The 24397-nt window shown below is 74.4% G+C and carries 23 protein-coding genes and 2 tRNA genes; 8 read left to right on the top strand and 17 right to left on the bottom strand.

The genetic code is table 11. From position 1 onward, the window contains the following. Positions 1 to 48: 48 nt before the first annotated feature. From ACOOHC_RS08405 to ACOOHC_RS08390, 4 genes are read left to right on the top strand one after another with little or no spacing between them, the layout of a single operon-like run. Positions 49 to 504 (top strand): MaoC family dehydratase, encoded by a 456-nt coding sequence (locus ACOOHC_RS08405; RefSeq protein WP_420453539.1) that lies wholly within the window; start codon positions 49 to 51, stop codon positions 502 to 504. 8 nt (positions 505 to 512) lie between these two features. After that, a complete protein-coding gene (locus ACOOHC_RS08400) occupies positions 513 to 2207 on the top strand; it encodes an acyl-CoA synthetase (protein WP_420453538.1) in 1695 nt (564 codons plus the stop codon). 50 nt (positions 2208 to 2257) lie between these two features. After that, complete coding sequence (locus ACOOHC_RS08395) at positions 2258 to 2977, top strand: ubiquinone/menaquinone biosynthesis methyltransferase (protein ID WP_420453537.1); 720 nt, start codon at positions 2258 to 2260, stop codon at positions 2975 to 2977. Between the two features lie 31 nt (positions 2978 to 3008). Then, positions 3009 to 4199 (top strand): isochorismate synthase, encoded by a 1191-nt coding sequence (locus ACOOHC_RS08390; protein ID WP_420453536.1) that lies wholly within the window; start codon positions 3009 to 3011, stop codon positions 4197 to 4199. Positions 4200 to 4241: 42 nt separating this feature from the next. Here ACOOHC_RS08390 and menD read toward each other — a convergent pair whose 3' ends face one another. After that, entirely contained in the window at positions 4242 to 5921 is a 1680-nt protein-coding gene (gene menD, locus ACOOHC_RS08385; RefSeq protein WP_420453535.1) for a 2-succinyl-5-enolpyruvyl-6-hydroxy-3-cyclohexene-1-carboxylic-acid synthase, read from the bottom strand. Positions 5922 to 5955: 34 nt separating this feature from the next. On the opposite strand from menD, the gene ACOOHC_RS08380 reads away from it, so the two are divergent. Then, positions 5956 to 6738 (top strand): DsbA family oxidoreductase, encoded by a 783-nt coding sequence (locus ACOOHC_RS08380; protein ID WP_420453534.1) that lies wholly within the window; start codon positions 5956 to 5958, stop codon positions 6736 to 6738. Further along, complete coding sequence (locus ACOOHC_RS08375; RefSeq protein WP_420453533.1) at positions 6735 to 7460, top strand: alpha/beta fold hydrolase; 726 nt, start codon at positions 6735 to 6737, stop codon at positions 7458 to 7460. The genes ACOOHC_RS08380 and ACOOHC_RS08375 overlap by 4 nt, the downstream gene beginning before the upstream one ends. A 94-nt stretch (positions 7461 to 7554) precedes the next feature. On the opposite strand, the gene ACOOHC_RS08370 is transcribed toward ACOOHC_RS08375, so the two are convergent. Beyond that, positions 7555 to 8466 carry a 1,4-dihydroxy-2-naphthoate polyprenyltransferase gene (locus ACOOHC_RS08370; RefSeq protein ID WP_420453532.1) on the bottom strand — a complete coding sequence of 304 codons (912 nt, stop codon included), beginning with the start codon at positions 8464 to 8466 and terminating at the stop codon, positions 7555 to 7557. A gap of 55 nt (positions 8467 to 8521) precedes the next feature. Between ACOOHC_RS08370 and ACOOHC_RS08365 the strand changes: the two genes are divergently transcribed. Continuing rightward, positions 8522 to 9601, top strand: a complete 1080-nt coding sequence (locus ACOOHC_RS08365; RefSeq protein WP_420453531.1) for a class I adenylate-forming enzyme family protein — start codon at positions 8522 to 8524, stop codon at positions 9599 to 9601. Between the two features lie 66 nt (positions 9602 to 9667). On the opposite strand, the gene ACOOHC_RS08360 is transcribed toward ACOOHC_RS08365, so the two are convergent. The 13 genes from ACOOHC_RS08360 to ACOOHC_RS08300 all read right to left on the bottom strand — a co-directional run bounded on the left by ACOOHC_RS08360 (position 9668) and on the right by ACOOHC_RS08300 (position 20933). Continuing rightward, positions 9668 to 10417 (bottom strand): SDR family oxidoreductase, encoded by a 750-nt coding sequence (locus ACOOHC_RS08360; RefSeq protein ID WP_420453530.1) that lies wholly within the window; start codon positions 10415 to 10417, stop codon positions 9668 to 9670. Between the two features lie 69 nt (positions 10418 to 10486). Beyond that, entirely contained in the window at positions 10487 to 10975 is a 489-nt protein-coding gene (gene ybeY, locus ACOOHC_RS08355; RefSeq protein WP_420453529.1) for an rRNA maturation RNase YbeY, read from the bottom strand. An 11-nt stretch (positions 10976 to 10986) separates the two neighbouring features. Next, positions 10987 to 11955, bottom strand: coding sequence for a PhoH family protein (locus tag ACOOHC_RS08350; protein ID WP_420453528.1), 969 nt, complete (start codon positions 11953 to 11955; stop codon positions 10987 to 10989). 149 nt (positions 11956 to 12104) lie between these two features. Continuing rightward, positions 12105 to 12176: transfer RNA gene (locus ACOOHC_RS08345), tRNA-Cys, on the bottom strand. Between the two features lie 13 nt (positions 12177 to 12189). Next, positions 12190 to 13197 (bottom strand): NAD-dependent epimerase/dehydratase family protein, encoded by a 1008-nt coding sequence (locus ACOOHC_RS08340; RefSeq protein ID WP_420453527.1) that lies wholly within the window; start codon positions 13195 to 13197, stop codon positions 12190 to 12192. Between the two features lie 77 nt (positions 13198 to 13274). Then, a complete protein-coding gene (locus ACOOHC_RS08335) occupies positions 13275 to 15998 on the bottom strand; it encodes an alpha/beta fold hydrolase (protein WP_420453526.1) in 2724 nt (907 codons plus the stop codon). After that, positions 15995 to 17020: a 3-oxoacyl-ACP synthase III gene (locus ACOOHC_RS08330; protein WP_420453525.1), complete on the bottom strand. Its 1026-nt coding sequence runs from the start codon at positions 17018 to 17020 to the stop codon at positions 15995 to 15997. Before ACOOHC_RS08330 ends, ACOOHC_RS08335 begins: the two co-directional genes overlap by 4 nt. Positions 17021 to 17220: 200 nt before the next feature. Beyond that, positions 17221 to 17293: transfer RNA gene (locus ACOOHC_RS08325), tRNA-Gly, on the bottom strand. Between the two features lie 67 nt (positions 17294 to 17360). Further along, the gene (locus ACOOHC_RS08320; protein ID WP_420453524.1) at positions 17361 to 17585 is read right to left on the bottom strand and encodes a hypothetical protein; all 225 of its coding nucleotides are present in this window, start codon (positions 17583 to 17585) and stop codon (positions 17361 to 17363) included. Between the two features lie 18 nt (positions 17586 to 17603). Further along, complete coding sequence (locus tag ACOOHC_RS08315) at positions 17604 to 18245, bottom strand: hypothetical protein (RefSeq protein WP_420453523.1); 642 nt, start codon at positions 18243 to 18245, stop codon at positions 17604 to 17606. Positions 18246 to 18283: 38 nt separating this feature from the next. Next, positions 18284 to 19054, bottom strand: a complete 771-nt coding sequence (locus ACOOHC_RS08310) for a DNA-formamidopyrimidine glycosylase family protein (RefSeq protein WP_420453522.1) — start codon at positions 19052 to 19054, stop codon at positions 18284 to 18286. A 13-nt stretch (positions 19055 to 19067) separates the two neighbouring features. Next, complete coding sequence (metX, locus tag ACOOHC_RS08305) at positions 19068 to 20246, bottom strand: homoserine O-acetyltransferase MetX (RefSeq protein WP_420453521.1); 1179 nt, start codon at positions 20244 to 20246, stop codon at positions 19068 to 19070. Positions 20247 to 20447: 201 nt separating this feature from the next. Then, positions 20448 to 20933, bottom strand: coding sequence for a DUF4262 domain-containing protein (locus tag ACOOHC_RS08300; RefSeq protein WP_420453520.1), 486 nt, complete (start codon positions 20931 to 20933; stop codon positions 20448 to 20450). Positions 20934 to 20976: 43 nt separating this feature from the next. Here ACOOHC_RS08300 and ACOOHC_RS08295 point away from each other — a divergent pair, with 43 nt between their 5' ends. Continuing rightward, the gene (locus ACOOHC_RS08295; protein ID WP_420453519.1) at positions 20977 to 21858 is read left to right on the top strand and encodes an SURF1 family protein; all 882 of its coding nucleotides are present in this window, start codon (positions 20977 to 20979) and stop codon (positions 21856 to 21858) included. Here ACOOHC_RS08295 and ACOOHC_RS08290 read toward each other — a convergent pair. Beyond that, positions 21815 to 23050: a lycopene cyclase family protein gene (locus ACOOHC_RS08290; RefSeq protein WP_420453518.1), complete on the bottom strand. Its 1236-nt coding sequence runs from the start codon at positions 23048 to 23050 to the stop codon at positions 21815 to 21817. The two genes, ACOOHC_RS08295 and ACOOHC_RS08290, sit on opposite strands and share 44 nt — an antisense overlap. Continuing rightward, positions 23047 to 24393, bottom strand: coding sequence for a GMC oxidoreductase (locus ACOOHC_RS08285; protein WP_420453517.1), 1347 nt, complete (start codon positions 24391 to 24393; stop codon positions 23047 to 23049). Before ACOOHC_RS08285 ends, ACOOHC_RS08290 begins: the two co-directional genes overlap by 4 nt. Positions 24394 to 24397 lie beyond the last annotated feature (4 nt).

Below are 24397 nucleotides of genomic sequence, written 5' to 3'. Positions count from 1 at the left end.
CTCGCCTCGATGCGGGAGCGGCTCCGGCGAGGTCGTACGGTCGCTCCCATGACGAAGCAGATCGAAGGAATCGCCGGGATGAAGGAGCTGGTCGGAGAGCACCTCGGCTACTCCCCCTACACCGAGGTCACCCAGGACCAGGTCCAGAAGTTCGCCGACGCGACGGGCGACCACCAGTGGATCCACGTCGACGTCGAGCGGGCGACGGCGGGGCCCTTCGGGGTGCCGATCGCGCACGGCTACCTCACCCTCTCCCTCGGGCCGATGCTCTCGCCCCAGATCTTCACCGTCACCGGCATCTCGATGGGCGTGAACTACGGAGCCGGCAAGGTCCGCTTCCCGTCTCCCGTCCCGGTCGGGTCGAAGGTGCGCCTGGGAGCGACCCTGCAGTCCGTCGAGGACGTGAAGGGCGGTGCCCAGGTGCAGATGGAGTTCGTCTTCGAGGTCGAGGGATCGGAGAAGCCGTCCTGCGTCGCCGAGGTCATCTTCCGCTACTACGAGTGATGCGACCCGTGGAGTCCCCCCGGCCCGCGGCCGGCGCCCCCGTCGACGACGGACCCTCGCTCGCCGAGGTGCACGAGGCGATCGGGCGCGCCCGACCGGATGCGGAGTGCCTCGTGTTCCGCGACCGTCGCTTCACCTGGGCCGAGGTGGAGGATCGCACGCGACGGCTGGCGAACGCTCTCGGTGACCGGGGTCTGGGGTGCCGCACCGAGCGCTCCGATCTGGCGGACCACGAGTCGGGGCAGGACCACCTCGCCATCTACCTGCACAACGGCAACGAGTACCTCGAGTCGATGCTCGGGGCGCTCAAGGCCCGAGTCGCGTCGCTGAACGTCAACTACCGCTACGTCGCCGACGAGCTGCGCTACCTGCTCACCGATTCGCGCGCCGCGGCCGTCGTGGTGCACTCGTGCTTCGCCCCCGTCCTCGACGAGGTCCGTGCCGAGCTGCCCGACCTGCGCGTCGTGCTGCAGGTGGCCGACGACTCCGACGTCGGTCTGCTCGACGGCGCCGAGTGGTACGAAGACGTGCTCGCCGCCGCCTCTCCCCGGCGCCCCGACGTGGACTGGTCGCCCGACGACCTGTACCTGCTCTACACCGGGGGCACGACCGGGATGCCCAAGGGCGTGATGTGGCGCAACGGGGACGCGATGCGGGAGTGCTTCGGCGGGTCGGCGACCGCGACCGACGTCGAGGGCTTCGTCGCCGACGCCTCCCAGGAGCTGCGCTCCCTGCTCGCACCGCCGTTCATGCACGGCGCCGGCCACTGGATGAGCTTCCGCACCTGGCTGAGCGGGGGCACGGTCGTCGTCCAGTCGCACCCCGAGCGGCTCGATCCCGTCGACATCTGGTCGACCGTCGAGCGCGAGCGGATCGAGTTCCTGCTGATCGTGGGCGACGCCTTCGCCCGTCCCCTGCTCGACGAGCTCGACGCGGGGACCTACGACCTGTCGTCGCTCGGGGTGCTGCTGTCGGGTGGCGCAGCGTTGTCCGCGCCGGCGAAGACCGAGTTCCTCGAGCACCTCCCGACGCTGATGGTCGTCGACGGGCTCGGATCGTCGGAGGCCGGCGGGCAGGTCTCCCACGTCTCGACCGGGTCGGGCGCCTCCACCGGGACGTTCGCGATGACCGAGGGCAACGCCGTCCTCTCGGCGGACCTCGACCGTGTGCTGGGCCCCGGCGACCCCGAGATCGGGTGGCTCGCCAAGACCGGCCGCCTCGCGCTCGGCTACCTCGGCGACCCCGACAAGACGGCGCGCACCTACCCGACGGTCGACGGGCGGCGCTACGCGATCCCCGGCGACCGGGCCCGCCTGCTCGCCGAACCCGACGACGACGGCGACGGTGACCGCGAACCCGGCCTCGGGATCGTGGAGCTCCACGGTCGAGACTCGGTCACCATCAACTCGGGGGGCGAGAAGATCTTCGCCGAGGAGGTCGAGGCCGCGATGAAAGCCCACAGCGCCGTCCACGACTGCGTGGTGGCGGGTCGACCGAGCGAGCGGTGGGGCAGCGAGGTCGTCGCCGTGGTCCGGATCCGCGACGGCCACGAGGCCACCGACGCCGAGCTCGTCGAGACCATGGGGCGTCACATCGCGCGGTACAAGATCCCCAAGCGCATCGTGCGCGTCGACGAGATCGTCCGCTCCCCGAGCGGCAAGGCCGACTACCGCTGGGCGCGCTCGATCGCGACGTCGGACTGACCGACGCTCGGCCCGCCCGGTCGTCGACGGCGGGTCCGTATCCTCGCCGGGTGGACGACGCGACGACCGGGGCACGGCGATGGGATGTCGAGGCGCTCCCCGAGGGTGACGCGAAGCGCACCGCGGTGCGCGAGATGTTCGACGCGATCGCGCCGCGCTACGACCGGTTGAACCGGATCATCTCGTTCCGCCTCGACGGTCGATGGCGCGATCGTGCGGTGCGCGACCTGGCGCTCGCGCCGGGGAGCACCGTGCTCGACCTCGCGAGCGGCACCGGGGACCTGTGCATCGACCTGCGCGACGCCCGGATGGCTCCGATCTCGATGGACCTGAGCCTCGGGATGCTGACTGCCGATCGCAGCGGCGCCCCGCGCGCCCAGACCGACATCCTGCGCCTGCCGGTCCCCGAGGCGGCGGTCGACGGGGTCGTCTGCGGGTTCGCGCTGCGCAACCTCGTCGACCTGTCGGAGTTCTTCTCCGAGATCGCACGCGTCACCCGCCCGGGCGGTCGCATCGCCCTGCTCGACGTGAGCACCCCGTCGAACCGCTTCCTGCGGTTCAGCAACTCGGTGTACTTCGGGCGCGTCGTGCCCCGCATCGGGGCCCTGCTGTCGGACGGTCCGGCGTACCGCTACCTGCCCAGGAGCGTGGCCTACCTCCCCGACCCGGAGCGGCTCGTCGAGATGCTGCGCGGCGCGGGGTTCGCGGACGCGACGCACCGCCAGCTCTCGGGCGGGCTGACCCAGCTGATGGTCGGCACCCGGTCGTGACGAGGGGTCCCCGTGGCGGAGCCCGGGAGCGGTGAGGGCGCTCAGCCGGCCGCTGTCGGACTTCGTCGACGTCGCCCCCGACCTCAACGACGTGGCGGGCGACGACGGGGTGCTGTTCGTGCGCGGCGGGACCGGGCTCGCCGGTCGCGGGACCGCGTCGCGCGTCGGCGTCGACGACGCGGTCGAGCTGCTGCGGTCTATCGACCACGACTCGACCGTGGACGCCGCGGCGCCGACGGCGATCGGGTGCGTCCCCTTCGTCCCGGGGTCGCCCGCGACCGTGGTGGTGCCCGCGGTGATCGTCGTCAAGCGCGACGGGCGGGCGTGGGTCACCGCGATCGACGGCGCCGACGTGGGCGCGGCCCTCGCCGCTCCCCCCGATCCGGTGCCGAGCGCGCCCTCGTGGTCGCTTCGACCGCTCGTCGCGACGCCGGACTACCTGGCGGCCGTCGCCGCCGCGCGCGACGCGGTGCGCTCCGGATCGCTGACGAAGGCCGTCATCGCACGCCCCGTGCAGGTGACCGCCGACGAGGCGATCAGCGTCCACGCGGTGCTCCGGCGACTGAAGGCCACCTTCTCGTCCAGCCACCGCTTCTCGGTCGACGGCTTCGTGGGGGCGTCGCCGGAGCTGCTGATCGAGGTCGACGGGGGTGCGGTGCGGTCCCACCCCCTGGCGGGGACCACGACCCGCACCGGTGACGTCGAGCTCGACGCCCGCCTCGCCGCCGAGCTCCAGGCGAGCGAGAAGAACCAGGTCGAGCACCGCGTGGTGATCGACGACGTCCACGACCGGCTGCTGCCGTTCGTCAGCTACCTCGACTGGGAGCCCGAGCCGTCGGTGGTGACCGTCGCGAACGTGCAGCACCTCGGAACCCGCCTCGAGGGCATGCTCTCCTCGCCCCGCCCGACGGTCGTCGAGCTCGTGCGCGCCCTGTCTCCCACCCCGGCCCTCGGAGGGCACCCACGTACCGAGGCGCTCGAGCTGATCGGGCGGGTCGAGGGGTTCGAGCGAGGTCGCTACGGCGGGGCCGTCGGGTGGGTCGACGCCCGCGGCGACGGGACCTGGGCGGTCGCGATCCGCTGCGCCGAGATGGCCCACGACCGTCGTTCGGCGCGCCTGGTCGCCGGCGGCGGGATCGTCGCGGACAGCGATCCCCTCGCCGAGCTCGCCGAGACCCAGGCGAAGCTCCAGGCGATGCTGTCGGCCGTCATCCGCGCCTGATCGCCCCGTCCCCGGGTCCGCGCCGTCGGGGCCCCGTCCCGTTCAGCCCGGCGCGAGGGCTCGCTCCACGGCGCGGTGGATGGCGTCGTGGTGCTCGACGTTGCGCGCCCGGTCGGTCGCGACCCGGCACACCCACGGCCCGGGGAGCGCGAGCCGCGCCACGAGCGCGTCCACGGTCGCCACCTCGTCGGTCTCGATGCGGTGCGCCCGGGCGAGCCCGACGACGTCGCACCCGAGGGGGGTCCCGAAGAGGCGCTCGAAGCGCGACGGCTCGAGCTCGGTCGCCTGGGGGAGGAACGAGAAGATGCCACCGCCGTCGTTGTCCACGACGACGATCCGCAGATCGACCCCTCGAGCGGCGAGGGCGACCAGCGCGTTCGAGTCGTGGACGAAGGCGAGGTCGCCGATCAGCACCACGCCCGTCGAGGAGCCGTGGGTGTCGAGCAGCGTGCGACCGAGCGCGGTCGACACGACCCCGTCGATCCCATTCGCCCCGCGGTTCGCGTGGGCGCGCGCCCGGGGACCGCCGAACCACTCCAGGTCGCGCACCGGCATCGACGACGACACGGTCACCAGCGCCTCGGGTCCGACGTGGTCGGCGACGACGCGTGCCACCGTCGGCTCGGTGAGACCCGGGAACGATCCCAGCGCCTCGTCGATCGCGGCTCGGGCCGTGGCGTCCGCGTCACGCCACCGCGTGCGCCAGGTCTCCCCCGCCGCTCCGCCCAGCGTCGCCGACAGCAGGTCGTCGAGCGAGCACACGGCGGCGACGTTGCGAGCCGGATCGATCCGCCCGGGTCCCGACACCTGGATCAGAGTGAGGTCGTCTGCCGCGGTCAGCGCGGCGACGACCTTCGACGACGACGGCCGGCCGATCCGGACCACCACCTCCGGGCGGTGCGCGGATGCGAACGCCTCGACGCGCACGAGGGCATCGAGCGTGACGACGTCGGCGATGCCGCGCACGCCCGAGAGCGGATCGGCGGCGATCGGCCACCCGGTCGCCTCGGCGAGGGCGACGACGTCGGCGGCGCGCACGGCGTGCCCCCCGCCGACGAGGATCAGACCGCGCTCGACGGCGATGCCCTCCGGCACCGGATCGCTCGACGCGGTGGCCCTCCGAGCTCGGTGACCGCGGTCGGGTCGAGGGAGGTCGAGGGGCACGCCGATCAGCGGCTCGCGGAAGGCGAGGTTCAGGTGGACCGGCCCGCCCTCCGCTTCGGAGCGGGCCCGGGCGGCGAGGCTCCGCCACCGACCGGCGCCGTCGAGGCGGGGCACCCCGGCATCGACGGACCAGCGGACGTGCGAGCCGTGCAGGCCGACCTGGTCGATCGTCTGCGGGGCGCCGACACCGCGCAGCTCGGGGGGCCGATCGGCGGTCAGCACGATCATCGGGACCTCCGACAGGCCGGCCTCGACCACCGCCGGGAGGTGGTTGGCGGCCGCGGTCCCGCTGGTGCACACCAGCAGCGCGGGCGTCGGGGCGACCCCCTCCCCCGGCGGCAGGCCGAGCCCCAGGGCGACGAAGCCGGCGCTGCGCTCGTCGTGGACGACGTGGATCCGGATCTCGCCACGGGCGGCGAGCGCGAGGGCGAGGGGGGTGGACCGCGACCCCGGCGAGATGACCGCGTGGACGACGCCGAGCCGGATCCACTCGTCGACGAGGGTCGCGCAGAACGTCGCCTGGACGTCGGCCGGGGCGATCGCGTGCTCGTCGACCATCGGAGCCCGACGATACGGCCCTACGGTGGGGAACGTGGACGACGCGACGACCTCCTCCGACGGCACCCCCGCGACACCCGGCGAGCGGCCGTCACCGGACCGAGCACCGGACGGCTCACGGCCCGTCGTGTCGATCGACGTGTTCTCCGACGTGGTGTGCCCCTGGTGCTACATCGGCAAGCGCCGCTTCGAGGCCGGGATGGCCGAGGCGGCCTCCGACGGCGACCTCGGGGTGGACTTCGACGTGACCTTCAAGCCGTACCAGCTCGACCCCACCGCGGAGCCGGGGGTCTCGGGACCGGTGATCGAGGCCTACGCGCGCAAGTTCGGGGGTCCGGAGCAGGCGGAGCGGATCATCGGGCACGTGACCGACACGGCTGCCGGCGACGGTCTCGAGTTCCGCATGGACCGCGCCCAGCGCGCGAACACCCTCCTCGCCCATCGCCTGATCTGGTGGGCCGACCGCGACGACTCCCCCGTCACCCAGGACGCGATGAAGGAGCGGCTGCTGCGCGCGTACTTCATGGACGGGGCGCACATCGGAGACGTCGCGGTCCTCGCCGACGCCGCCGCCGACATCGGCGCCGACCGCGACGAGGTCGTCGCGTTCCTCGAGTCCGCCGAGGGCGTCGACGAGGTGGTCGCCGGGCTCGACGAGGCCCGCGAGCACGGGATCACCGCGGTGCCGACCTACGTGTTCGACGGGAGGTGGGCGGTCCCCGGTGCGCAGGAGCCCGACACCTTCGCCCGGGTCCTGCGCAAGATGGCGGGTCGGGCGCTCGAGGCCACGACGGACACCGCCGCGCCACCCCGATGACGGTCGGGAGGGTCGTCCTCGCGCACGGGTTCACCCAGACCGCCCGGAGCTGGGCGGCCGTCGCCGACGCGCTCCGGGCGCGCCTCGACGGCGTGACGATCGCCGCGCCCGACCTCCCCGGGCACGGCTCGTCGGCCGACGTGCGCTGCGACCTGCGCGGCGCGGCCGACCTGCTCGTCGCCCGCGGTGATCGCGCCGCCTACGTCGGCTACTCGATGGGCGGACGCGTCGCCCTCCACGCCGCCCTCGCCCACCCCGATGCCGTCGAGCGGCTGGTGCTCATCGGCGCGACGGCCGGGATCGAGGACCCCGACGAGCGTGACGCCCGGCGACGGGCGGACCAGGACCTCGCCGATCGCATCGTGCGCAGCAGCATCGCGGCCTTCGTCGACGAGTGGCTGGAGTCCCCCCTCTTCGACGGCCTCGTCGAGGGCTCGGCGTCGCGCGACGACCGCCTGACGAACACGACGCGCGGCCTGGCCTCGAGCCTGCGGCTGTGCGGGACGGGGACCCAGGATCCGCTGTGGGACCGCCTCGGCGAGATCCGCTGCCCGACCCTGGTGCTCGCCGGTGAGCGGGACGACAAGTTCCGCGCCCTCGGCGAGCGCCTCGCGGCCGGGATCGCGGATGCCCGGATGGCGGTGATCGAGGGCAGCGGCCACAGCGTCCACCTCGAGCAGCCGCAGGCCACCGTGGACGCGCTGGCCGACTTCCTCTCCTGAGCGGCGCTCCGGGCGCACCGTGGCGCGGGTCGAGTCGGCGACGACTCGTCGACAAGCGGCGGGTCAGCGGCCACCTCGGCCGACCGGGGCCGGATCAGGAGCCGAGCGCGAGCCCGAGCGTGGTGGCCGCTCCGACGGCGAGCTGCAGCCGGCCGGTGTCGCCGAGCACCCCGATGAGGTCCGCTCCCGACGCGCCCGCCAGCACCCGGCGCGACGGTCCGACGGCGAGCGGGGCCGCCACCACCCCGGTGATCGCCCACGGTCGGATCGCAGCGGCGACGATCACGAGCGCGAACGTCGCGACGACGAGGCCGACGTAGAGCCACCGGGTGCGGCCGTCACCGAGTCGCACCGCCAGGGTGCGCTTGCCGACCTCGCGGTCGGTCGGGATGTCGCGCAGGTTGTTCACCACCAGCAGAGCGCACGCGATCGACCCCGCCGCCGCGCCGACCACGAGCGACAGCGCCGTCGCCGCCTCGACCGACACCCAGGTCGTGCCGACGGTCGCCACGAGGCCGAAGAACACGAAGACGAACACCTCGCCGAGCCCGAGGTAGCCGTACGGCCGAGGACCGCCGGTGTAGAACCACCCGGCCGCGATCGCCGCCACCCCGATGGCGAGCAGCCAGAGGGTGGTCGCGAGCGCCAGGGCGAGCCCGGCGACCGCTGCCACGGCGAACGCGACGAAGGCCGCCCGCTTCACCTCCGACGCCGTGGCCAGGCCGCCCGCGACGAGCCGGGCCGGTCCGACGCGCACGTCGTCGGTCCCACGCACCCCGTCGCTGTGGTCGTTCGCGTAGTTCACCCCGACCTGGAGCGCCAGGCTGACGACGAGCGCGAGGGCGGCACGCCACCAGATCGGCCCCGCCGCGACATCGGCGCTCGCCACGCCGGGGAACCACCCGCCACCGCGGACCACGCCGAGCGCGCACCCGGCGCCGAGCGCGACCGGGACGACCGCCGCCGGGAGCGTCCGCGGCCGTGCTCCGATGATCCAACGCCGCATGCGTCGGCCATCATGGGCCGATGCGGCCCCGGCTCCAACCACTCGGTCGGCGACCGTGAGCCGACTGGTCGCCATCGACCGACCCGCCGGGCCCGGCTTCGTCGAGGAGCTGCGCCGGATCTGGGACGCCGGGGACGCCGCGTTCCCGGTCGACCAGCGGCTCCCCCGCCCGGCTCGCGACGCGGTGGTCGCCGCGATGCGCGTCGGCGACGAGGTGGACGAGGGCGATGCGCTCGTCGTGGCCACGAGCGGATCGACGGGAGCTCCCCGGGGCGTCGTGCTGACCCACGAGGCGGTCGCGGCGTCGGCCGACGCGACGAGCGCACGGCTCGGGGTGCGCGACGACGACCACTGGCTGGCCTGCCTCCCCCTCTCCCACGTCGGCGGGCTGTCGGTCGTCACCCGCAGCCTGCGCACCGGGACGCGCCTCACCGTGCTCGAGCGCTTCGACCCCGAGGACGCCACGCGCAGCGGCGCGACGCTCGTCTCGCTCGTCGCGACGGCTCTGCGACGGATCGACCCCGCCTCGTTCCGGGTGATCGTGCTCGGCGGCAGCCGCCCACCGACCGATCAGCCCCCGAACGCGGTGACCACCTACGGGATGACCGAGACCGGCAGCGGCGTGGTCTACGACGGGGTGCCCCTCGACGGCGTCGAGGTGGAGATCACCGAGCCCGCCGACGGAGCCGTCGACGGTGAGATCCGGCTGCGGGGCCCGATGCTGCTGCGCTGCTACCGCGACGGGACCGTCCCGACCACGCCGGACGGCTGGTTCCCCACGGGTGACCTGGGCCGGTTCCTCCCCGACGGGCGTCTCCACGTCACCGGGCGACGTGGCGACCTGATCGTGTCGGGCGGTGAGAACGTGTGGCCCGAGGCGGTCGAGGCGGCGTTGGGCGACCATCCGCTCGTCGACGACGTGATGGTCCGTGGCGTCGACGACCCCGAGTGGGGCCAGGTCGCCGAAGCGGTCGTCGTGCCGCGCGGTCGGGCGCCGACGCTCGTGGAGCTGCGCACCCACGTCAAGCGCTCGCACCCGGCGCACCTCGCGCCCAGGCGACTCGTGATCGCACGGTCCCTGCCCCGCACCGCGCTCGGCAAGCTGCGCCGACACGACGACGATCGCAGCGCCTGACGGCGACCCGGTCCGAGCGGTCGAGAGAGTCGCGTGCTCCGCCGTGCGATCGGGCGGATGGAGCCCTCAGCGCGAAGGGGTGACCCCGGCGCCGCCGTCGATCACGTAGGTGTCACCGGTGATCCAGCTCGCCAGGTCGCTCGCCAGGAAGGTGGCCAGGTTGGCGATGTCCTGCGGGTCGCCGAGGCGCTGGGTGGGGAGGCGGGCGGCGAGCTGCTCGCCGAAGTTGTCGACGAGGTAGGCCGCGAAGTCGGTCTCGACCAGGCCGGGCGCGATGCCGACCACGCGGGTCGGACCGATCTCGGAGGCGAGCTGGCGGGTGAGGTGGATCAGGGCGGCCTTGGTCACGTTGTACACGCCCAGGCCGCCTCCGTCGGTGCGCATGCCACCGACCGACGCCACGTTCACGATGACCCCGGGCTCCTGCGAGAACGCGAGGCGGTGCGCTGCCTCGCACCAGAACACCGGCGCCTCGAGGTTGACCTGCATGGTCTTGTCGTAGCGGGGCTTGTCGACCTCGAGGGTCGGTCCGTAGTACGGGTTCGTGGCGGCGTTGTTGACCAGGATGTCGAGGCGCCCGAAGCGCTCGAGGGTCGCCTGGACCGCCCGCTCGCCGGCCCCCTCGTCGCCCGAGTTCGCGGCGAAGATCTCGACCTCGCCGTCCATCTCGGCGGCGGCCGCCTCGAGCCCCTCCTGCTTGCGGCTGTTGATCATCACCTTCGCGCCCGCCGCGGCGTAGGACGCTGCGATCGCACGTCCGATCCCGCGCGAGGCTCCCGTCACGAGCGCCACCTTGCCGTCGAGTGAGATCTCCATGCGGGCGACAGTACGGCCTCGCGCCGTCCCGCTCGTCATCCGTGAGGCGCCCGTCGAGGGCGCGAGCCGTCAGGCGTGGGTCTGGCGGAAGCCGGGCGGCGGCGGCCCCCGCCAGTGGTGCAGGCTGAGCAGCGCGATCTCCCGGGCCCGCATCCGACGGGTGTCCGACTCGTCGACGTGGTCGTGGCCGAGGACGTGCAGCACGCCGTGGACGACCAGGAGCGCGATCTCGTCGACCAGGCTGCCGGCGTGGTCGCCGAACTGGCGCTCGGCGACCGCCGGGCTCACGACGACGTCACCGAGCAGGCGCGGGACCCCCGGCGTCGGCTCGTCGTCGATCGGGAACGACAGCACGTCGGTGGGGCCGTCCGATCCCATGTGGATCGCGTTCAGCTCGCTCATCTCGTCGAGGTCGACGAAGGTCACGGTCAGCTCGCCGTCGGCGCGCTCGCTCTCGAGGCAGTCCTGCGCCAGGCGGGCCCAGCGGTCGACGTCGACCACCGGGCGGTCGACCTCGTCGCCGGCGCGGGCATCGGCGGCGACGACCGTGCTCCCCATGCGGCGGCCGATCAGCGCGTCAGCGTGGTGGCGGAGCGCTCGTACGCCTGGACGATGTCGGCCACGATCTTGTGCCGCACCACGTCGGAGCCGGTCAGGTGGACGAACGCGAGGTCGTCGATCCCGTCGAGCGTCCGTTCCAGACCCGACAGCCCGCTCTTGCCGTCGGGGACGTCGACCTGGGTCGCGTCGCCGGTGACGACGACCCGCGAGCCGAACCCGATCCGGGTCAGGAACATCTTCATCTGCTCGGGCGTCGTGTTCTGCGCCTCGTCGAGGATGATGAAGCTGCCGTTGAGCGTGCGGCCGCGCATGAACGCGAGCGGCGCGATCTCGACGATCTGCTTCTCGATCAGGCGGGTCACCGCCTCCAGCTCGAGCATGTCGTAGAGCGCGTCGTAGAGGGGCCGCAGGTAGGGGTCGATCTTGGCCATCAGGTCGCCCGGCAGGAAGCCGAGCCGCTCGCCGGCCTCGACCGCCGGGCGGGTGAGGATGATCCGCTGCACCTGCTTGGACTGCAGCGCGCGGACGGCCATCGCCACCGCGAGCCACGACTTGCCGGTCCCGGCCGGTCCGATCCCGAAGGTGATGACGTTGTCGGCGATCGCGTCGACGTAGCGCTTCTGACCGGCGGTCTTGGGCTTGATCTGGCGCCCCTTGGCCCCCTTCAGGATGTGGTGGCCGAGGATCTCGCTCGGGCGCTCGTCGGCGCGGACCATCGTGAAGATCCGCTCCAACGTCGAGTCGTCGAGGGTCTGGCCCGTCTGGAGCAGGGTGACCAGCTCCTCGAACAACCGCGCCACGGCGGCGACGCTCGGGGTGTCGTCGCCGTCGACGCGCACCTCGTTGCCGCGCACGGTGATCGAGACCTGCGGGAACTCCCGCTCGATCCGCCGGAGGAACTGGTCCCTCGGGCCGAGGAGGGCGGACGTCAGGTGGGTTCCGGGGACGACGACGGTCGTCGTGGTGGCAGCGGTCATGTGATGTCCCAGCGTAGCCAGCGACCGCACGACGGCGCGAGGGGTTCGTCCAGGGCGAGTCGGGTTCGCGCCCGTCCGGGCGGATCGGTCGTCGCGACGCCGCGGCGGTGACGGACCCCCGAGCAGGGATCGCCCTGCTCGGGGGTCGGAGGCGACGCCGGGAATCGAACCCGGGTAGACGGCTTTGCAGGCCGTTGCCTGAACCACTCGGCCACGTCGCCGTGGGGGCCGATGCTAGCGGTCCGGCGGCGCGACCTCCCCGGTCGCGAACCATCGCCGCAGGGCGGCGAACCCCTCGTCGAGGGTCGTCGAGGGGCTCCACCCGAGATCGCGCCGCGCCGGTCGGGGGTCGAACCAGTGCGCGGTGCCGAGCTGGTCGGCGAGGAACCGGGTCAGCGGCGGCTCGTCGGTGCGTGCGCTGCGCCGCCACCACCACTCCACCGCCGAGCCCACCCGGCGGGCGACGCCCAGCGGGACGTCACGGGGGGCGAAGGGCACCTCGGCGGCCGCGCAGATCCCGGCGACGAGGTCGCGGATCGGTCGGGGCTCGCCGTTGGACACCACGTACGCCCGTCCCGCGCAGCGCGCCCCCGGTGCCACCGCGTCGAGCGCGGCGACGAGAGCGCCCGCCGCGTCGTCGAGGTAGGTGCTGTCGACGAGCGCTCGGCCCCCGCCGACGATCGCGAGGCGCCCGGCGCGCGCCCGCTCGACGATGCGTCCCACGAGCTGCTCGTCACCGGGGCCCCACACGAGGTGGGGACGCACGACGACGACGGCGAGCTCGTCGGAGTCCGCGGCGAGCGCGAGGAGCTCGGCCACCGCCTTGGTCTCGGGGTAGTGGGCACCGAGGTGGTCGGTGACCGCCGGGTCGGCTCCCGCCCCGAGGATCGGCTCGCCGCGGTGCGCGACCGACGGCGACGACACGTGCACGAACCGCCGCACCCCGTGAGCGCGCGCGGCGGCGATCACGTGCCGGGTGCCGTCGACGTTGACCGCGTGGTAGTCGGCGCGGTCCCCGGCCACACCCACCCGGGCGGCGAGGTGGATCACGGCGTCCTGGTCGCGCGCGGCGTGGCGGACGGCGTCGGGGTCGGTCACGTCACCGAGCACCTGCTCGACATCGGCTCCGACGACCTCGCTCCACCGCCGCTGGAACACGCGCACCCGATCGCCGCGACCCGCGAGATGGCGGGCGACGGCCCCCCCGATCGCGCTCGACCCGCCGGTCACGAGCACCCTCACGCGAGCACCCTCACGCGAGCACCCTCACGTGGTGCGCCCGAACGCGGTGCGCCCGCACGACGCGGGCCCTCGGGCGCTCAGCGCGATCCGACACGCCGCACCACCCGACCGATCCCACGGCGCAGGGACGCCCGCCGGCCACCCGGGCTCGCGCCGGCGAGGACCCGGGTCGCCCACCCGGCGAGCTCGGCGCGGTCGATCTTGGCGTCGTGGCGGACGTCGACGGGGACGCGGTCCGTCACCAGCACCGCCGCCACCGCGACGTCGAGCGCGGAACGCACGGCCGCGACGGTGTCGACGTCCGCGAGCCCCGGCGTCGCGGACCGCCGCTCGATGACGATCACCGTCCGCTCACCTCCCGCCGGGCCGACACCGACCGCCGCGACGCGACCGGACGTGACGGCCCCGCTCGGGGCGAGAGCCGCCTCGACGGCCCTCTCGATCGGCACGGGGGTTACCGGGCCGTCGACGGAGTCGATCACGTGGACCGCCCGGCCCTCGATCCACAGGCGCTCGTCGCCGTCGAGGTGCCCGACGTCGCCCGTGCGGTGCCAGCCGGCGCCGGGTCGGGCGAGGCGTTCGACGCCCCAGCGCCCGACGTAGCCCCGCGAGACCCACGGCGCACGCACCAGCACCTCCCCGAGGAGGCCGTCCGCCACCGCCTCGGGGACGCCCGCGGTCGCGTCGAAGCCCAGCGGCGCGATGCGCACCTCGGCGCCGTCGACGGGCTGCCCGACGCACACCCCGCCGCGCTCCGCGATCGGTCCCGGTCCGCCGCCGACGGATCCGCCCCCCGCGGAGTCGCCGGCGACGGCCTCGGCCGCGGCGATCCCGGCGAGGTCGATGTCGGCCACGGGGAGCGCCTCGGTCATGCCGTAGGGGGTGCGCAGCGACGCACCCGGGACCCAGGCCGACATCGCGCGGAGCAGCTCGGAGGGGACGGGGGCGCCGGCGCTGAGCACCAGTCGCAGACCGCTGCGGGGCGCAACACGATCGCGCTCGGCGGTCGCGACGACGTTCGCGAGCGCGGCCGGCGACGCGAACACGATCGTCGCGTCGATCCGCTCGCACGCGTCGGCCAGGGCCCGCGCCGTCAGCTCCCCGGGGGTGGTCACGTCGCAGTCGGCGAGGGCGGTCGGGACGCCGAGCGCCGGGCCGTAGAGCGCGAACGGGGCGAACGCGGCGACCAGGCGGTCGTCGGGACCGATCGAGTACGTCGCCGCCAGCGCGTCGCGCTGCGCGACGAGCTGGCCGTGGAGGTACGACACGCCCTTGGCCGGCCCGGTCGCGCCGGAGGTGAACAGGATCGCGGCCTCCTGCTCGGGAACGGGCCGCTCGACCGGGACGGTCGGAGGGTCGTCGGGCCCGACGTCGGCGACGAGGTCGCCCACGTCGAGGTGGGTCGAGCGCGGCGCCCACCTCCCGATCCACGCGGCGAGCCGCGCCCGGCGGGGGCCGATCGTCCAGCGGGGGCGCGTCGACGACACCGCTGCGCCGAGACCGCGCAGGCCGAGCCCCCGATCGGCGACGACGGTGACCGCGCCCGCACGCCAGAGCGCGTAGACCGCGACGAGCAGCTCGATGCCCGGTGGGATGAGGACGGCCACGCGGTCCCCCGGGCGAACCCCCCGGCGCCGCAGCCTCCCGGCCGCGACGTCGACCCGCCGGGCGAAGTCGGCGAAGTCGATCGAACCCCGCGCCCCGCCGCCGGCCGCCAGGTCGACCACGGCGAGGTCGTGATCGCCGCGTCGACGCTCCATCGCCGCGAACAGCGATCCCCCGGCGCCCGTCGGACCGTCGGGCACGCCGCCCGAGGTCCCCGCCACGCCGGCGGGTGCGTCGGGCGGGTCGAGAGGTCGTGCGGCGGCGTCGGGGACGAGGTCGCCGAGCCACGTCTCCGCCACGCCCGCGACGTCGGCCTCCATCATCACCAGGTGACCGGCGTCGGCGAACCGGTGGACGCCCACGTCGCGGAACCGCAGCGCGAGGTCGGCGGCGAAGTCGTCGTCGAACACGGGGTCGTGCGCGCCCCACGCGAGCAGCACCGGCGCCTCGACGCCGCCCAGGAGGTCGGCGACCCGTTCCAGGTCCCGGTCGCTCGGATGACCCTCACGGAGCGGGACGTCGCCGACGAAGTCCGCGATCGCGCCGCGTCGGGCCGGGGCGTCGTAGGGTGCGCGCAGCGCCTCGCGCTCGACCGAGGAGATGCGCGACCCCGACAGCAGCGCCGTGCCGTCGACGAACACCCGGGTGCGTCGGCAGGCGAGGTCGCGCAGCGGGGCGGAGGCCGCCAGCCTGATCAGCAGCGGCGCGTCCCGCCGCTCCGGGACGGCGATCCCCGTGTTGCACAGCAGGAGCCCGGCGAGCGCCCGGGGATGGTCGACCGCCCACCCCATCGCGATCGCCCCGCCCCAGTCGTGCGCGGCGATCACCAGCGGCGACGACGGGTCGAGGTCGACGGTGTCGAGGAGATCGCCGAGGTCGCGGACGCGCTCCACGTACCGGCGGGGCGCGACCCGCTCGCTGAACCCCATCGACAGCTGGTCCACGGCGACCACGCGGTGGCGGTCGGACAACCGGCGCAGCAGCGGCGCCCAGGCGACGGACCACGTCGGGTTGCCGTGGACGCACACGACCGTCGCGCCGCGATCGTCGGGGACGGCGGGCGGCCCGGTGTCGAGCAGGTGCCAGCTGCGCCCGACCCCGTCGGACCCGGCGACCTCGAGGGTGCGCGACCACGACGGATCGATCCCCCACCGCCTCCACGTCGCCGCCGTCGGGAGCGGAGACGGCGCGGTCACCAGACGATTTCGGCGAAGCTCGTGTTCAGCCCGGACCCGATCCCCATGCACAGCACCCGCTCTCCGGCGGCGATGCGATCCTGGAACAGGGCGAGGGTGATCGGGATCGCCGCCGGACCGCAGTTGCCGTAGTCGGGGAACGTGCGCGGGCAGCGATCGGGATCGATCCCCAGCCGCTCGCACAGCAGCTCGGTGTGACGCTGGCTCACCTGGTGGACGATGTAGTGATCCATCCCCACCTCCCAGTCGAAGTCCTCACCGGAGTGCTTCCAGGCGGCTTCGGCCAGGTCGAGCCCGGCGATCATCAGGCCGTGGGAGTCGGTCTGCATGCGGTCGAGGTCCCCGATGCACAGCTCGTGGTGCTGGGTCCCGCTACGTGCGATCCCCCCGACCAGCCGGTGCGACTCGGGGTGCTGATCGAAGCGGCACAGCACGGCGGCGGCGGCTCCGGAGCCGAGCGTCAGCGACGCGAACTCGGCGAACACGTCCGCCGCGGTCGCATCGGGCTGCTGGAGGCGGGCGATCGTCGTCTCCTGGGTGTAGCGGCTGCCCTCCCCGTCGACGATCAGGGCGTAGTCGATCGAGCCGGCGTCGATCGCGGCCGCCGCGATCTGCATCCCGTTGACGAAGCCCAGGCACGCGTTCCCGACGTCGAAGTTGAGGCAGCTCGTCGGCAGGTCGAGCTGGTGGTGGACCGCGCACGCCACGGAGGGCTCGAGGTGGTGCTTGCACACCGAGGTCGAGATCAGCATCCCCACCCGCGACGGGTCGATCCCCGACTCGTCGAGCGCCTTGCGGCCCGCCATCGCGGCCGCCTGCTCGAAACCGACCCCCTCGGGCCACCAGCGACGTGCCTCGATGCCGGCCAGGTCGGTGAGGATCCCCGGCTTGAGCCCGGTGCGTGCGTAGGTCTCCGCGAGCTGGTCGTCGATCCACGCCGAGGTGACGACCTCGGGGGCTTCGACGCACGACACGTCGAGCACGCCCACGTTTCGATGTGTCAGAACCGAGTTGGCGGCCATGGGAGTCCTTTCACGGCGAGCGGTGCGCCGATGCGTCGCAGGCGTCCCAGCCTACGACAAGACATCGCGACACGGCGGCGCCTCCCCCGATCGGGGCGAACGCGGTGGGCCGGGATCGGGTGGCGGTCGGGCGGTGCAGCACGGCCCGAGACGGCGAACGGCGGGAGCTCCGTGGTGCCACGGGGCTCCCGCCGTCTCGGAGCGGATGACCGGGATCGAACCGGCGACCTTCACCTTGGCAAGGTGACGCTCTACCAACTGAGCCACATCCGCGAGGAGCAGAACTGTAGCGCGTCCGACCCGTCACGCAACCCGGCGGCCCCGACGTGGTGCCGGTCGCTCAGCGCTGCTCGGCGGGGCGCAGGTCGACGCGCAGGGTGAGCACCCCGTCGACGATCTCGCCCTCCGCGTCGCCCAGCATCGCGAAGTCCTGGAAGTCCTTCTGCGACTGCTCCATGAACGCCTTGCGCCCCTCGCCCTCGACGGGTGGGAGGGGCCGCTTCTTGACCGCCGTCGCCCGCTCCCGGAAGCGTTGGATCATCGCATCGACGTCGAGTTCGGCCACGACCCGCAGCGTAGCCACTCAGCCCCGCGACTCGCCAAGGGCCCCCGGCTCGGCCACGACGGCGGACGAGGGCGCGTCGGTCTCGAGTGCGACCTGGTCGGCGTCGCGCTCGACCGCCTCCGCATCCGCCACCGGTTCGGTCGTCGTCGCCGCGCCGCGCACCGGGTCGTCGTCGCGGGCCGGGGCCGGGGCCGGGGCCGGGGCCGGGGCCAGGGCCGGATCGTCGTCGGCCGCCGTCGCGGACGCGCCCGCTGGGGGGACCCGGGCCGCGTCGTGGGCTTCGATCCGGTCCGGGGCGAGGTCGTCGAACCCCGCGACCGGTGGGACGGACGCGAACGCGGCGTCGACCGTGGGCGGGCGCATCTCCCGGCGCAGCGGTCGCGCGCCCTCGGGCCGGACGTCGTCGAGCATCCGTCGGCGCGTCGCGGGGTCCTGGGTGCGCCACCGGCGCGTCGCCATCTCCTCGAGCGGCGCGAGGACCCGCGGTTCGGGACGGGTCGCGCGCAGCAGCCAGACCGCGACGGCGACGAGGGCGACGCCGAGCGCCACCAGGGCGGCGATCGACACGTAGACCGTGCGCGTGGCCTCGGGGTCGCCCACGACGTCGGCCGCGGCCGCGGCGATCGAGGCCGTGGAGGAGGGGTGCGCGACTCGGGTCACCAGTCGGCGAGTCTGCCACCTCGTGGCCCACGTGCCGCTCAGCGCTGGTGGAGGGGACACCAGACGGCGGTCCGCCCGCCGAACCGAGCGCGCCGCAACCCCTCGCCGTCGAGGGCGCACGCGCCCAGCGCGGCGCGCGCCTGCGGATCGAGGGTGCCCTGCGTCGAACCGCCGTCGGCGAGCATCACCGGGAGCCGCTCCCGGCACGCGGCGGCCAGCGCGTCGATCTCGCCGGTCGTCAACGACCCGGCCGGGCGTCCCGGCGCGATCCCCGCCCAGAACAGCACCTCGTCCGCGCACAGGTTGCCGAGCCCGGCCACCGCGCGCTGGTCGAGCAGGACCGCCTTCACCGCCGCGGTCCTGCCCCCGAGGGCGGGTGCGAGCTCGTCGGCGCTCAGGGTCAGCGCGTCGGGACCGAGGTGGTCGAGGTCCGGATCGAGCGAGAGCCTGCCGAGCCGGCGCGGGTCGTTCATCCGCAGCGCGATCGCGTCGCGTTCGGTGGTGCGCACCCGCAGCCGGTCCCACTCCGGCCGATCCGCCCCCGAGGCGTACGCGAGCCTCTCGATGGCGGCGTGGCCGTCGACGACGACCCGCCCGGTCATCCCGAGGTGGAGGCCGAGCGACGGCCCGTCGGTCTCGACCACGACCACCTTGCCGCGGCGCCCGGCGCCGGTCACGGTCCGTCCCGTCAGGGCGGCGGCCAGGTCGGGCGCAGCGACCCGCTCGTCGACGTCGACCGCCTCGATCACCCGGCCGACGAGCGCGCCAGCCGCTCGTGCCCAGATCTCGGCTTCGAGGCCCTCGGGCACCTGCGGGCGGCTCTCAGCGCAGCTTCGACGCCTCGGCGAGGAAGCCGTCGAGGCGATCGGCGATCTGGTCGCCGTCGATGAGGAACGCGTCGTGGCCATGGGGGGAGTCGATCTCGTGGTACTCGCTCGCGACGCCGTTGCGGCCGACCTCGTCGGCGATCGCGCGCTGCTGGTAGGCGGGGTACAGCATGTCGCTCCAGATCCCGACCGCCATCGTCGGCACCTGGATCCGCGCCATCGCGCGCTCGAGCGACCCCCGACCGCGAGCGACGTCGTGGAGGTCCATCGCCTTGCCGATCGCGAGGTAGCTGTTCGCGTCGAACCGGCGGACGATCTTGTCGCCGTGGTGGCGCAGGTAGCGCTCGACCTCGTACTGCTGCCACATCCCGAGGATGTCGCCCGCCTCGGCTCGACCGGAGAAGTCGCGCCCGAAGCGGTCGGTGAACACGTTGTCGCTGCGGAAGGTCACCTGCGCGATCTGGCGGGCGATCGCGAGGCCCTCGGCGGGCCCGTCGCCGGGCGCGCGGTCGTAGTAGTCGCCGCCGTCCCACTTCGGGTCGAGCCGGACGGCCTGGCGACCGATCCCGCCCCAGGCGATCTGCTGCGCCGTGGCCTGCATGCAGGTGGCGATCGCGACCAGCGACCGGACCCGGCGCGGGTGCATCACCGCCCACTCGAGGGCCTGCATCCCGCCCATCGATCCCCCGATCACCGACATCCACCCGGCGATGCCGAGGTGGTCGGCGAGGCGCGACTGGGCTCGCACCATGTCGCGGATCGTGACGACCGGGAACCGCGACCCGTAGGGCCTGCCGTCGTCGGGGTGGGGGGAGGCGGGGCCCGTCGATCCCTGGCAGCCGCCCAGCACGTTCGCGCACACGACGTGGTAGCGGTCCGTGTCGATCGGGAGGCCGGGCCCCACCATCGACGACCACCACCCGGGCTCGGCGTGGCCTCGACCGGCGGGTCCCGAGGCGTGGCTGTCGCCCGTCCACGCGTGGCACAGGAGCACGGCGTTGCCGGCGTCGGCGTCGAGCGACCCCCAGGTCTCGTACGCGACGACGACGTCGCGCAGGGTCGCTCCGGAATCGAGGGCGAAGCGGCGATCCGTCGCGAACGTGAAGAAGCGTCGACCGCCGGGTGCGTCTCCCGGTCGCCAGGCGCCGGTCACGGGGAGTGGATCGCTGCTCATCTGGGTCGGCGGTCGTCGGGGTCACGTCGACCGGGCGGCGGCCCCGCCGGGCGCCGTCGGCACGGTGCGATGACCGACGTCGACGCTACCAGCGCGCCGCGCGCCGATCGCCCGCGTCCCGCGCCCCCCGAGCGCTCGGCACGGCGGGGTGCGCCGGTACCGGGCGCATCGCCACGGGGCGCGTCGGCGAGCGGCGCACCCTCATCCTCCGAGCTCGCCGACGACCGGTTGGGCGAGACGGAGCCGGCGGTCGAACCCCGCCTCGTACGGGAGGAAGCCCGACCGGTCCGGGTACATCAGCTGCACGTAGTCGCCCGGCTGACCCTTCGACCACGCGATCGCGGTCTCGAAGAGCGCGCCCCACCGCTCCAGGTCGATGGGGGCGAACACCGCGCGCAGCTCGTTGTCCAGCAGCCCGACGACCTCCACGCCGATCGGGATCTCGGTGCCGCCCCGGCACGCGTCGGCGATCAACGTCACCAACCCGTTCGAGGCGATCGGGGTGAGGCCGAACACGGCCACGTCGGGGAAGCCGACGGCGTCGGGAAGGCCGATCGAGTACGCGTACGCCGGCACCGGCGGGTCGAGGTCGGCGCGGGCCTCGACCGGCTCGAGGGCCCACCCGTTGGTCTCGATCATCCACTCGATCTTCTCGGCGTGGGGGATGTGGAAGTCGGGCAGCTCCATCGGAGTCGGACCGTAGTCGAGGCCCCGGTACCGTCGAGGTGCCATGGCTCGCTTCCTGCTCCGTCCGCGGTGGCTGGGGTTCCACGCCCTCGTGCTCGCGGCGATCGTGGTGATGGCGAACCTCGGGTTCTGGCAGCTCGACCGGCTCGACGAGCGGCGCGAGTTCAACGCGGTCGTCGCCGCCCGCTCCGAGCGCGACCCGGTGCCGGTCGGCGAGGTGCTCGACCGGCTGGCCGACGGTGAGCTCGACCCCGAGTCGGCCGAGTGGATCCCGGTGACCGTGACGGGCACGTACTCCGCCGACCAGGTGATCGAGTTCAACAACTCCCAGGGGGGACGGGCGGGCGACGACGTGCTCAGCGCGCTCGTCACCGACGGCCCGACCGTCGTGGTCAACCGCGGCTTCGTCCCGCTCGGGTTCGACCTGCCGGCCGCGCCGTCGGGGTCGGTCGAGGTGCTCGGGTGGATCCGGCCCTCCGAGGAGCGCGACCGCGGGTCGCTGACCGACGCCGACGACGGCTCGACGATCACCGAGGTCCGACGCATCGACCTCGACCTGCTCGCACGGCGGTTCCCCGGCGAGGTCGCCCCGGTGTACGTGCAGCTCATCGCGTCCAGCCCCCCGGTCGGCCCCGGCGACCCCGATCCCGTCACCCCTCCCGACCTCGGCGAGGGCCCCCACCTCGGCTACGCCCTCCAGTGGTTCACGTTCGCCGTCGCCGTCGCCGTGGGCTGGGTCCTCGCCGTGCGCAGGTCGCTCGCGCAGCGACGCACCCCGGCGCACCCGGACGACGCCGGGCGTGCATCGCACGGCGACGCCCGTCGCGACCGGGGGCGTCGCGACCCCGACCGGGCGCCCGCCGACGGGGCGGCGGATCCGATCAGGGTCGCACCAGGCGCAGGAACGGCCGCGGATCGCGACTGACCAGCCGCGCCCGCAGCCGCCAGTCCGCACGCCGGAACATCGCCGCCATCACCGCCGCCACCTCGAGCCCCGACGCGTCGCGACGCAGGTAGGGCGCCCAGCGCTCGGGTTCGAGCGAGAAGAACGCGGCGAAGAACGATCGCGTGGTCGCCGCATCGGCGCCCAGCAGCGCCGAGAGCCCGTAGTCGTGCAGAGCACGTGCCCGCAGCTCCCCTCGCGGCCACACCGCGGCGCGGGCGGCGGCGACCAGCTGGGCGTCGGATCCGTCGAGCGCCTCGACGACGGCATCGGCGACGCGGCCCGCCGTGCCGATCGACGACGCGACGGAGTAGCCCGTCGCCGGGTGGATCATCCCCGCCGACGCTCCGAAGCGCACCACGTCCGCGCCGTCGCGACCGGATCCCGCCGTCCGCGGCGGCGCGCCCATCGGGATGCGCACCCGCTCGACGCGCACCGCGTCGGCGAGCAGGTCGTCCAGGTCTCGACCGAGCCGGCGCGCGAGGCGCCGGGCGAGCAGCTCGGGTTCGACGGCGGGTCGGGCGGCGAGCACGGTCTCCTCGACGAGCCACCCGTCGGCGACCTCGAGGGCGTAGGCGAAGGAGGGCACCGCGCGGTCGTCCGCGCTCGGCGCCACGCCGGGGTCGGACCAGTCCATCACCGTCGGCGCCCCCAGCGGCCCGGCGGGCGGCGCGGCGAGCACCACGCCGAACGCGGTCTGCCATGCGACGTCGGCGGGGCGGTCCGCGACTCGGTCGAGCCCGGAGGGCCAACCGGTCGCGTCGACGACGAGGCGGGCGTCGAGGTCGTCCGCCCGCTCGACGACCACGTCGCGATGGGCCACGCCGTCGCGCAGGCGTCGCCGCAGGCGATCGCCGTCCAGCACACCGTACGGACGCGGGATCGCCCGACGACCGTCGGCGTCGACGGCGATCGACCCGGTCCGCGACAGCCAGGGGACCTCGACGGGCACCTCCTCGCCGCGCACGTCGTCGATCCACCCGGCGTAGGTCGCCTCCCAGGGACGATCCGGGCCGACCACCACGACGTCCACACCCCGCACGTGCAGCGCACGCCCGAGCGCGGCACCGGCGACCCCGTCGCCGACGATCACGACCTCGGCGGCGGGCACGACGTCGCCGGCGGTGCCCGCCTCGTCCCCGCTGGGGCGCCCGTCGCCGAGCGGATCGGTCATCGCGGCCATCCCGTCGTGAACCGCTCGGCCAGCATCATCGTCGGGAGGTGGGTGTTGGCGTCGGGGATCGACGGGAACGCCGACGCGTCGCAGACGAACAGGTTCTCGTGCTCGGCGACCCGTCCGTGGGTCCCCACCAGCGCGCCGGCGCACGACGACGCGGCGTGGACGTAGTCGGCCCCGTGGGCGAGCAACCAGCGCTCGACGGCGTCGTCGTCGACGAGGGCGTCCGCCGAGGTCCCGACGTCGTCGATGCGCACCGCACGGACGGCCCTCGAGAACGGGGGCCGCGCCAGCATCGCGAGCACCTCGCGCACCCCGTCGCGCAACCGGGTGAGATCCGAGCGAGCGCTCAGCAGGTCGAACTCGACGAGCGGGGCGGCGTGGGGGTCGTCGTCGACGACGCGCACCGTCCCACCGGCGCCGACGGGCCGCATCAGCGCCACCAGCACCATCGCCACCCCCGGCGGGGCCGTGGGCCCGAGGTGGTTCAGGGCGAGCACCTGGACGTCGCCGGAGCGCACCGCGGTCGCCGTGGCCAGACCGAGGCCGACGGGAGCGCTGTCGCCCGCGACGGTCGGCGCGTCGTCGGCGAGCACGTCCTCGTCGAGCTCGAGCAGCAGCGCGGCGGACGGGTGGTCGGACAGCCCGTCGCCGATCCCCGGAGCATCGATCCCCGAGCGGAGCATGATCGCCGGCGAGTGGATCGCCCCGGCCGCGAGCACCACCGCGTCGGCGGCGACGACCGCTCCGTCGACCAGGCGCACCCCGACCGCCCGGCGCGACCCGTCGAGCTCGACCGCCGCCACGGACGTGTCGGCCACCACCGCGCAGCGCTGCGAGGAGAGGATCGGCCAGAGGTACGCCTCGGCAGCGGTGACCCGTCGACCGCCCCAGCGGGTGAGCTCGAGCACCTCGGCTCGCGGATCGGCCGCGAGCAGGAGGCGGTCGACGCGCCCGAGCTCCTCGACCTCCGGGCGCCGTGCGGGGACCTCGACGCGCGCGAACGCCGCGTCGCTGTCGTCCCAGCCCCACGAGCGGTACAGCTCGGCATCGCCGCGCAGGGCGACCATCGCGTTCACCGCGCTCGACCCGCCGACCCCGCGACCTCGTGCGTAGGGGCGCAGCGCCCCGCCCCGGACCCGGCGAGCGACCAGACCCTCCTCGCTGCGACCGGGCTCGGCGAGGGCCGCGAGCGCGTCGGGGCCGGCGATCGACGACGGGACGCCGTCGGGTGGCAGGTCGGGCCCGGCGTCGACGACGACCACGTCGTGACCGGCGTCGTGGAGCCGGCGCGCCGCGACGCACCCGCCCGAGCCGGCGCCGACGACGACCCACCTCATCGGG

The organism is Ilumatobacter sp., assembly GCF_965215205.1.
In the GTDB taxonomy this organism is placed as follows: Bacteria; Actinomycetota; Acidimicrobiia; order Acidimicrobiales; family Ilumatobacteraceae; genus Ilumatobacter_A.
Note: the sequence above shows the minus strand (reverse complement) of the source record. Positions and strands in the feature narration are given on the sequence as shown.

Excerpts from the sequence above, each read along its gene's own strand:
- ACOOHC_RS08300 (WP_420453520.1), bottom strand. The coding sequence starts at position 20,933 with ATGGAGCTGCCCGACTTCCACATCCCCCACGCCGAGAAGATCGAGTGG.
- ybeY (WP_420453529.1), bottom strand. The coding sequence starts at position 10,975 with ATGGGGAGCACGGTCGTCGCCGCCGATGCCCGCGCCGGCGACGAGGTC.
- ACOOHC_RS08330 (WP_420453525.1), bottom strand. The coding sequence starts at position 17,020 with ATGGCCGCCAACTCGGTTCTGACACATCGAAACGTGGGCGTGCTCGAC.
- ACOOHC_RS08295 (WP_420453519.1), top strand. The coding sequence starts at position 20,977 with ATGGCTCGCTTCCTGCTCCGTCCGCGGTGGCTGGGGTTCCACGCCCTC.
- ACOOHC_RS08375 (WP_420453533.1), top strand. The coding sequence starts at position 6,735 with ATGACGGTCGGGAGGGTCGTCCTCGCGCACGGGTTCACCCAGACCGCC.
- ACOOHC_RS08405 (WP_420453539.1), top strand. The coding sequence starts at position 49 with ATGACGAAGCAGATCGAAGGAATCGCCGGGATGAAGGAGCTGGTCGGA.
- metX (WP_420453521.1), bottom strand. The coding sequence starts at position 20,246 with ATGAGCAGCGATCCACTCCCCGTGACCGGCGCCTGGCGACCGGGAGAC.
- menD (WP_420453535.1), bottom strand. The coding sequence starts at position 5,921 with ATGGTCGACGAGCACGCGATCGCCCCGGCCGACGTCCAGGCGACGTTC.
- ACOOHC_RS08370 (WP_420453532.1), bottom strand. The coding sequence starts at position 8,466 with ATGCGGCGTTGGATCATCGGAGCACGGCCGCGGACGCTCCCGGCGGCG.
- ACOOHC_RS08290 (WP_420453518.1), bottom strand. The coding sequence starts at position 23,050 with ATGACCGATCCGCTCGGCGACGGGCGCCCCAGCGGGGACGAGGCGGGC.
- ACOOHC_RS08360 (WP_420453530.1), bottom strand. The coding sequence starts at position 10,417 with ATGGAGATCTCACTCGACGGCAAGGTGGCGCTCGTGACGGGAGCCTCG.
- ACOOHC_RS08350 (WP_420453528.1), bottom strand. The coding sequence starts at position 11,955 with ATGACCGCTGCCACCACGACGACCGTCGTCGTCCCCGGAACCCACCTG.
- ACOOHC_RS08285 (WP_420453517.1), bottom strand. The coding sequence starts at position 24,393 with ATGAGGTGGGTCGTCGTCGGCGCCGGCTCGGGCGGGTGCGTCGCGGCG.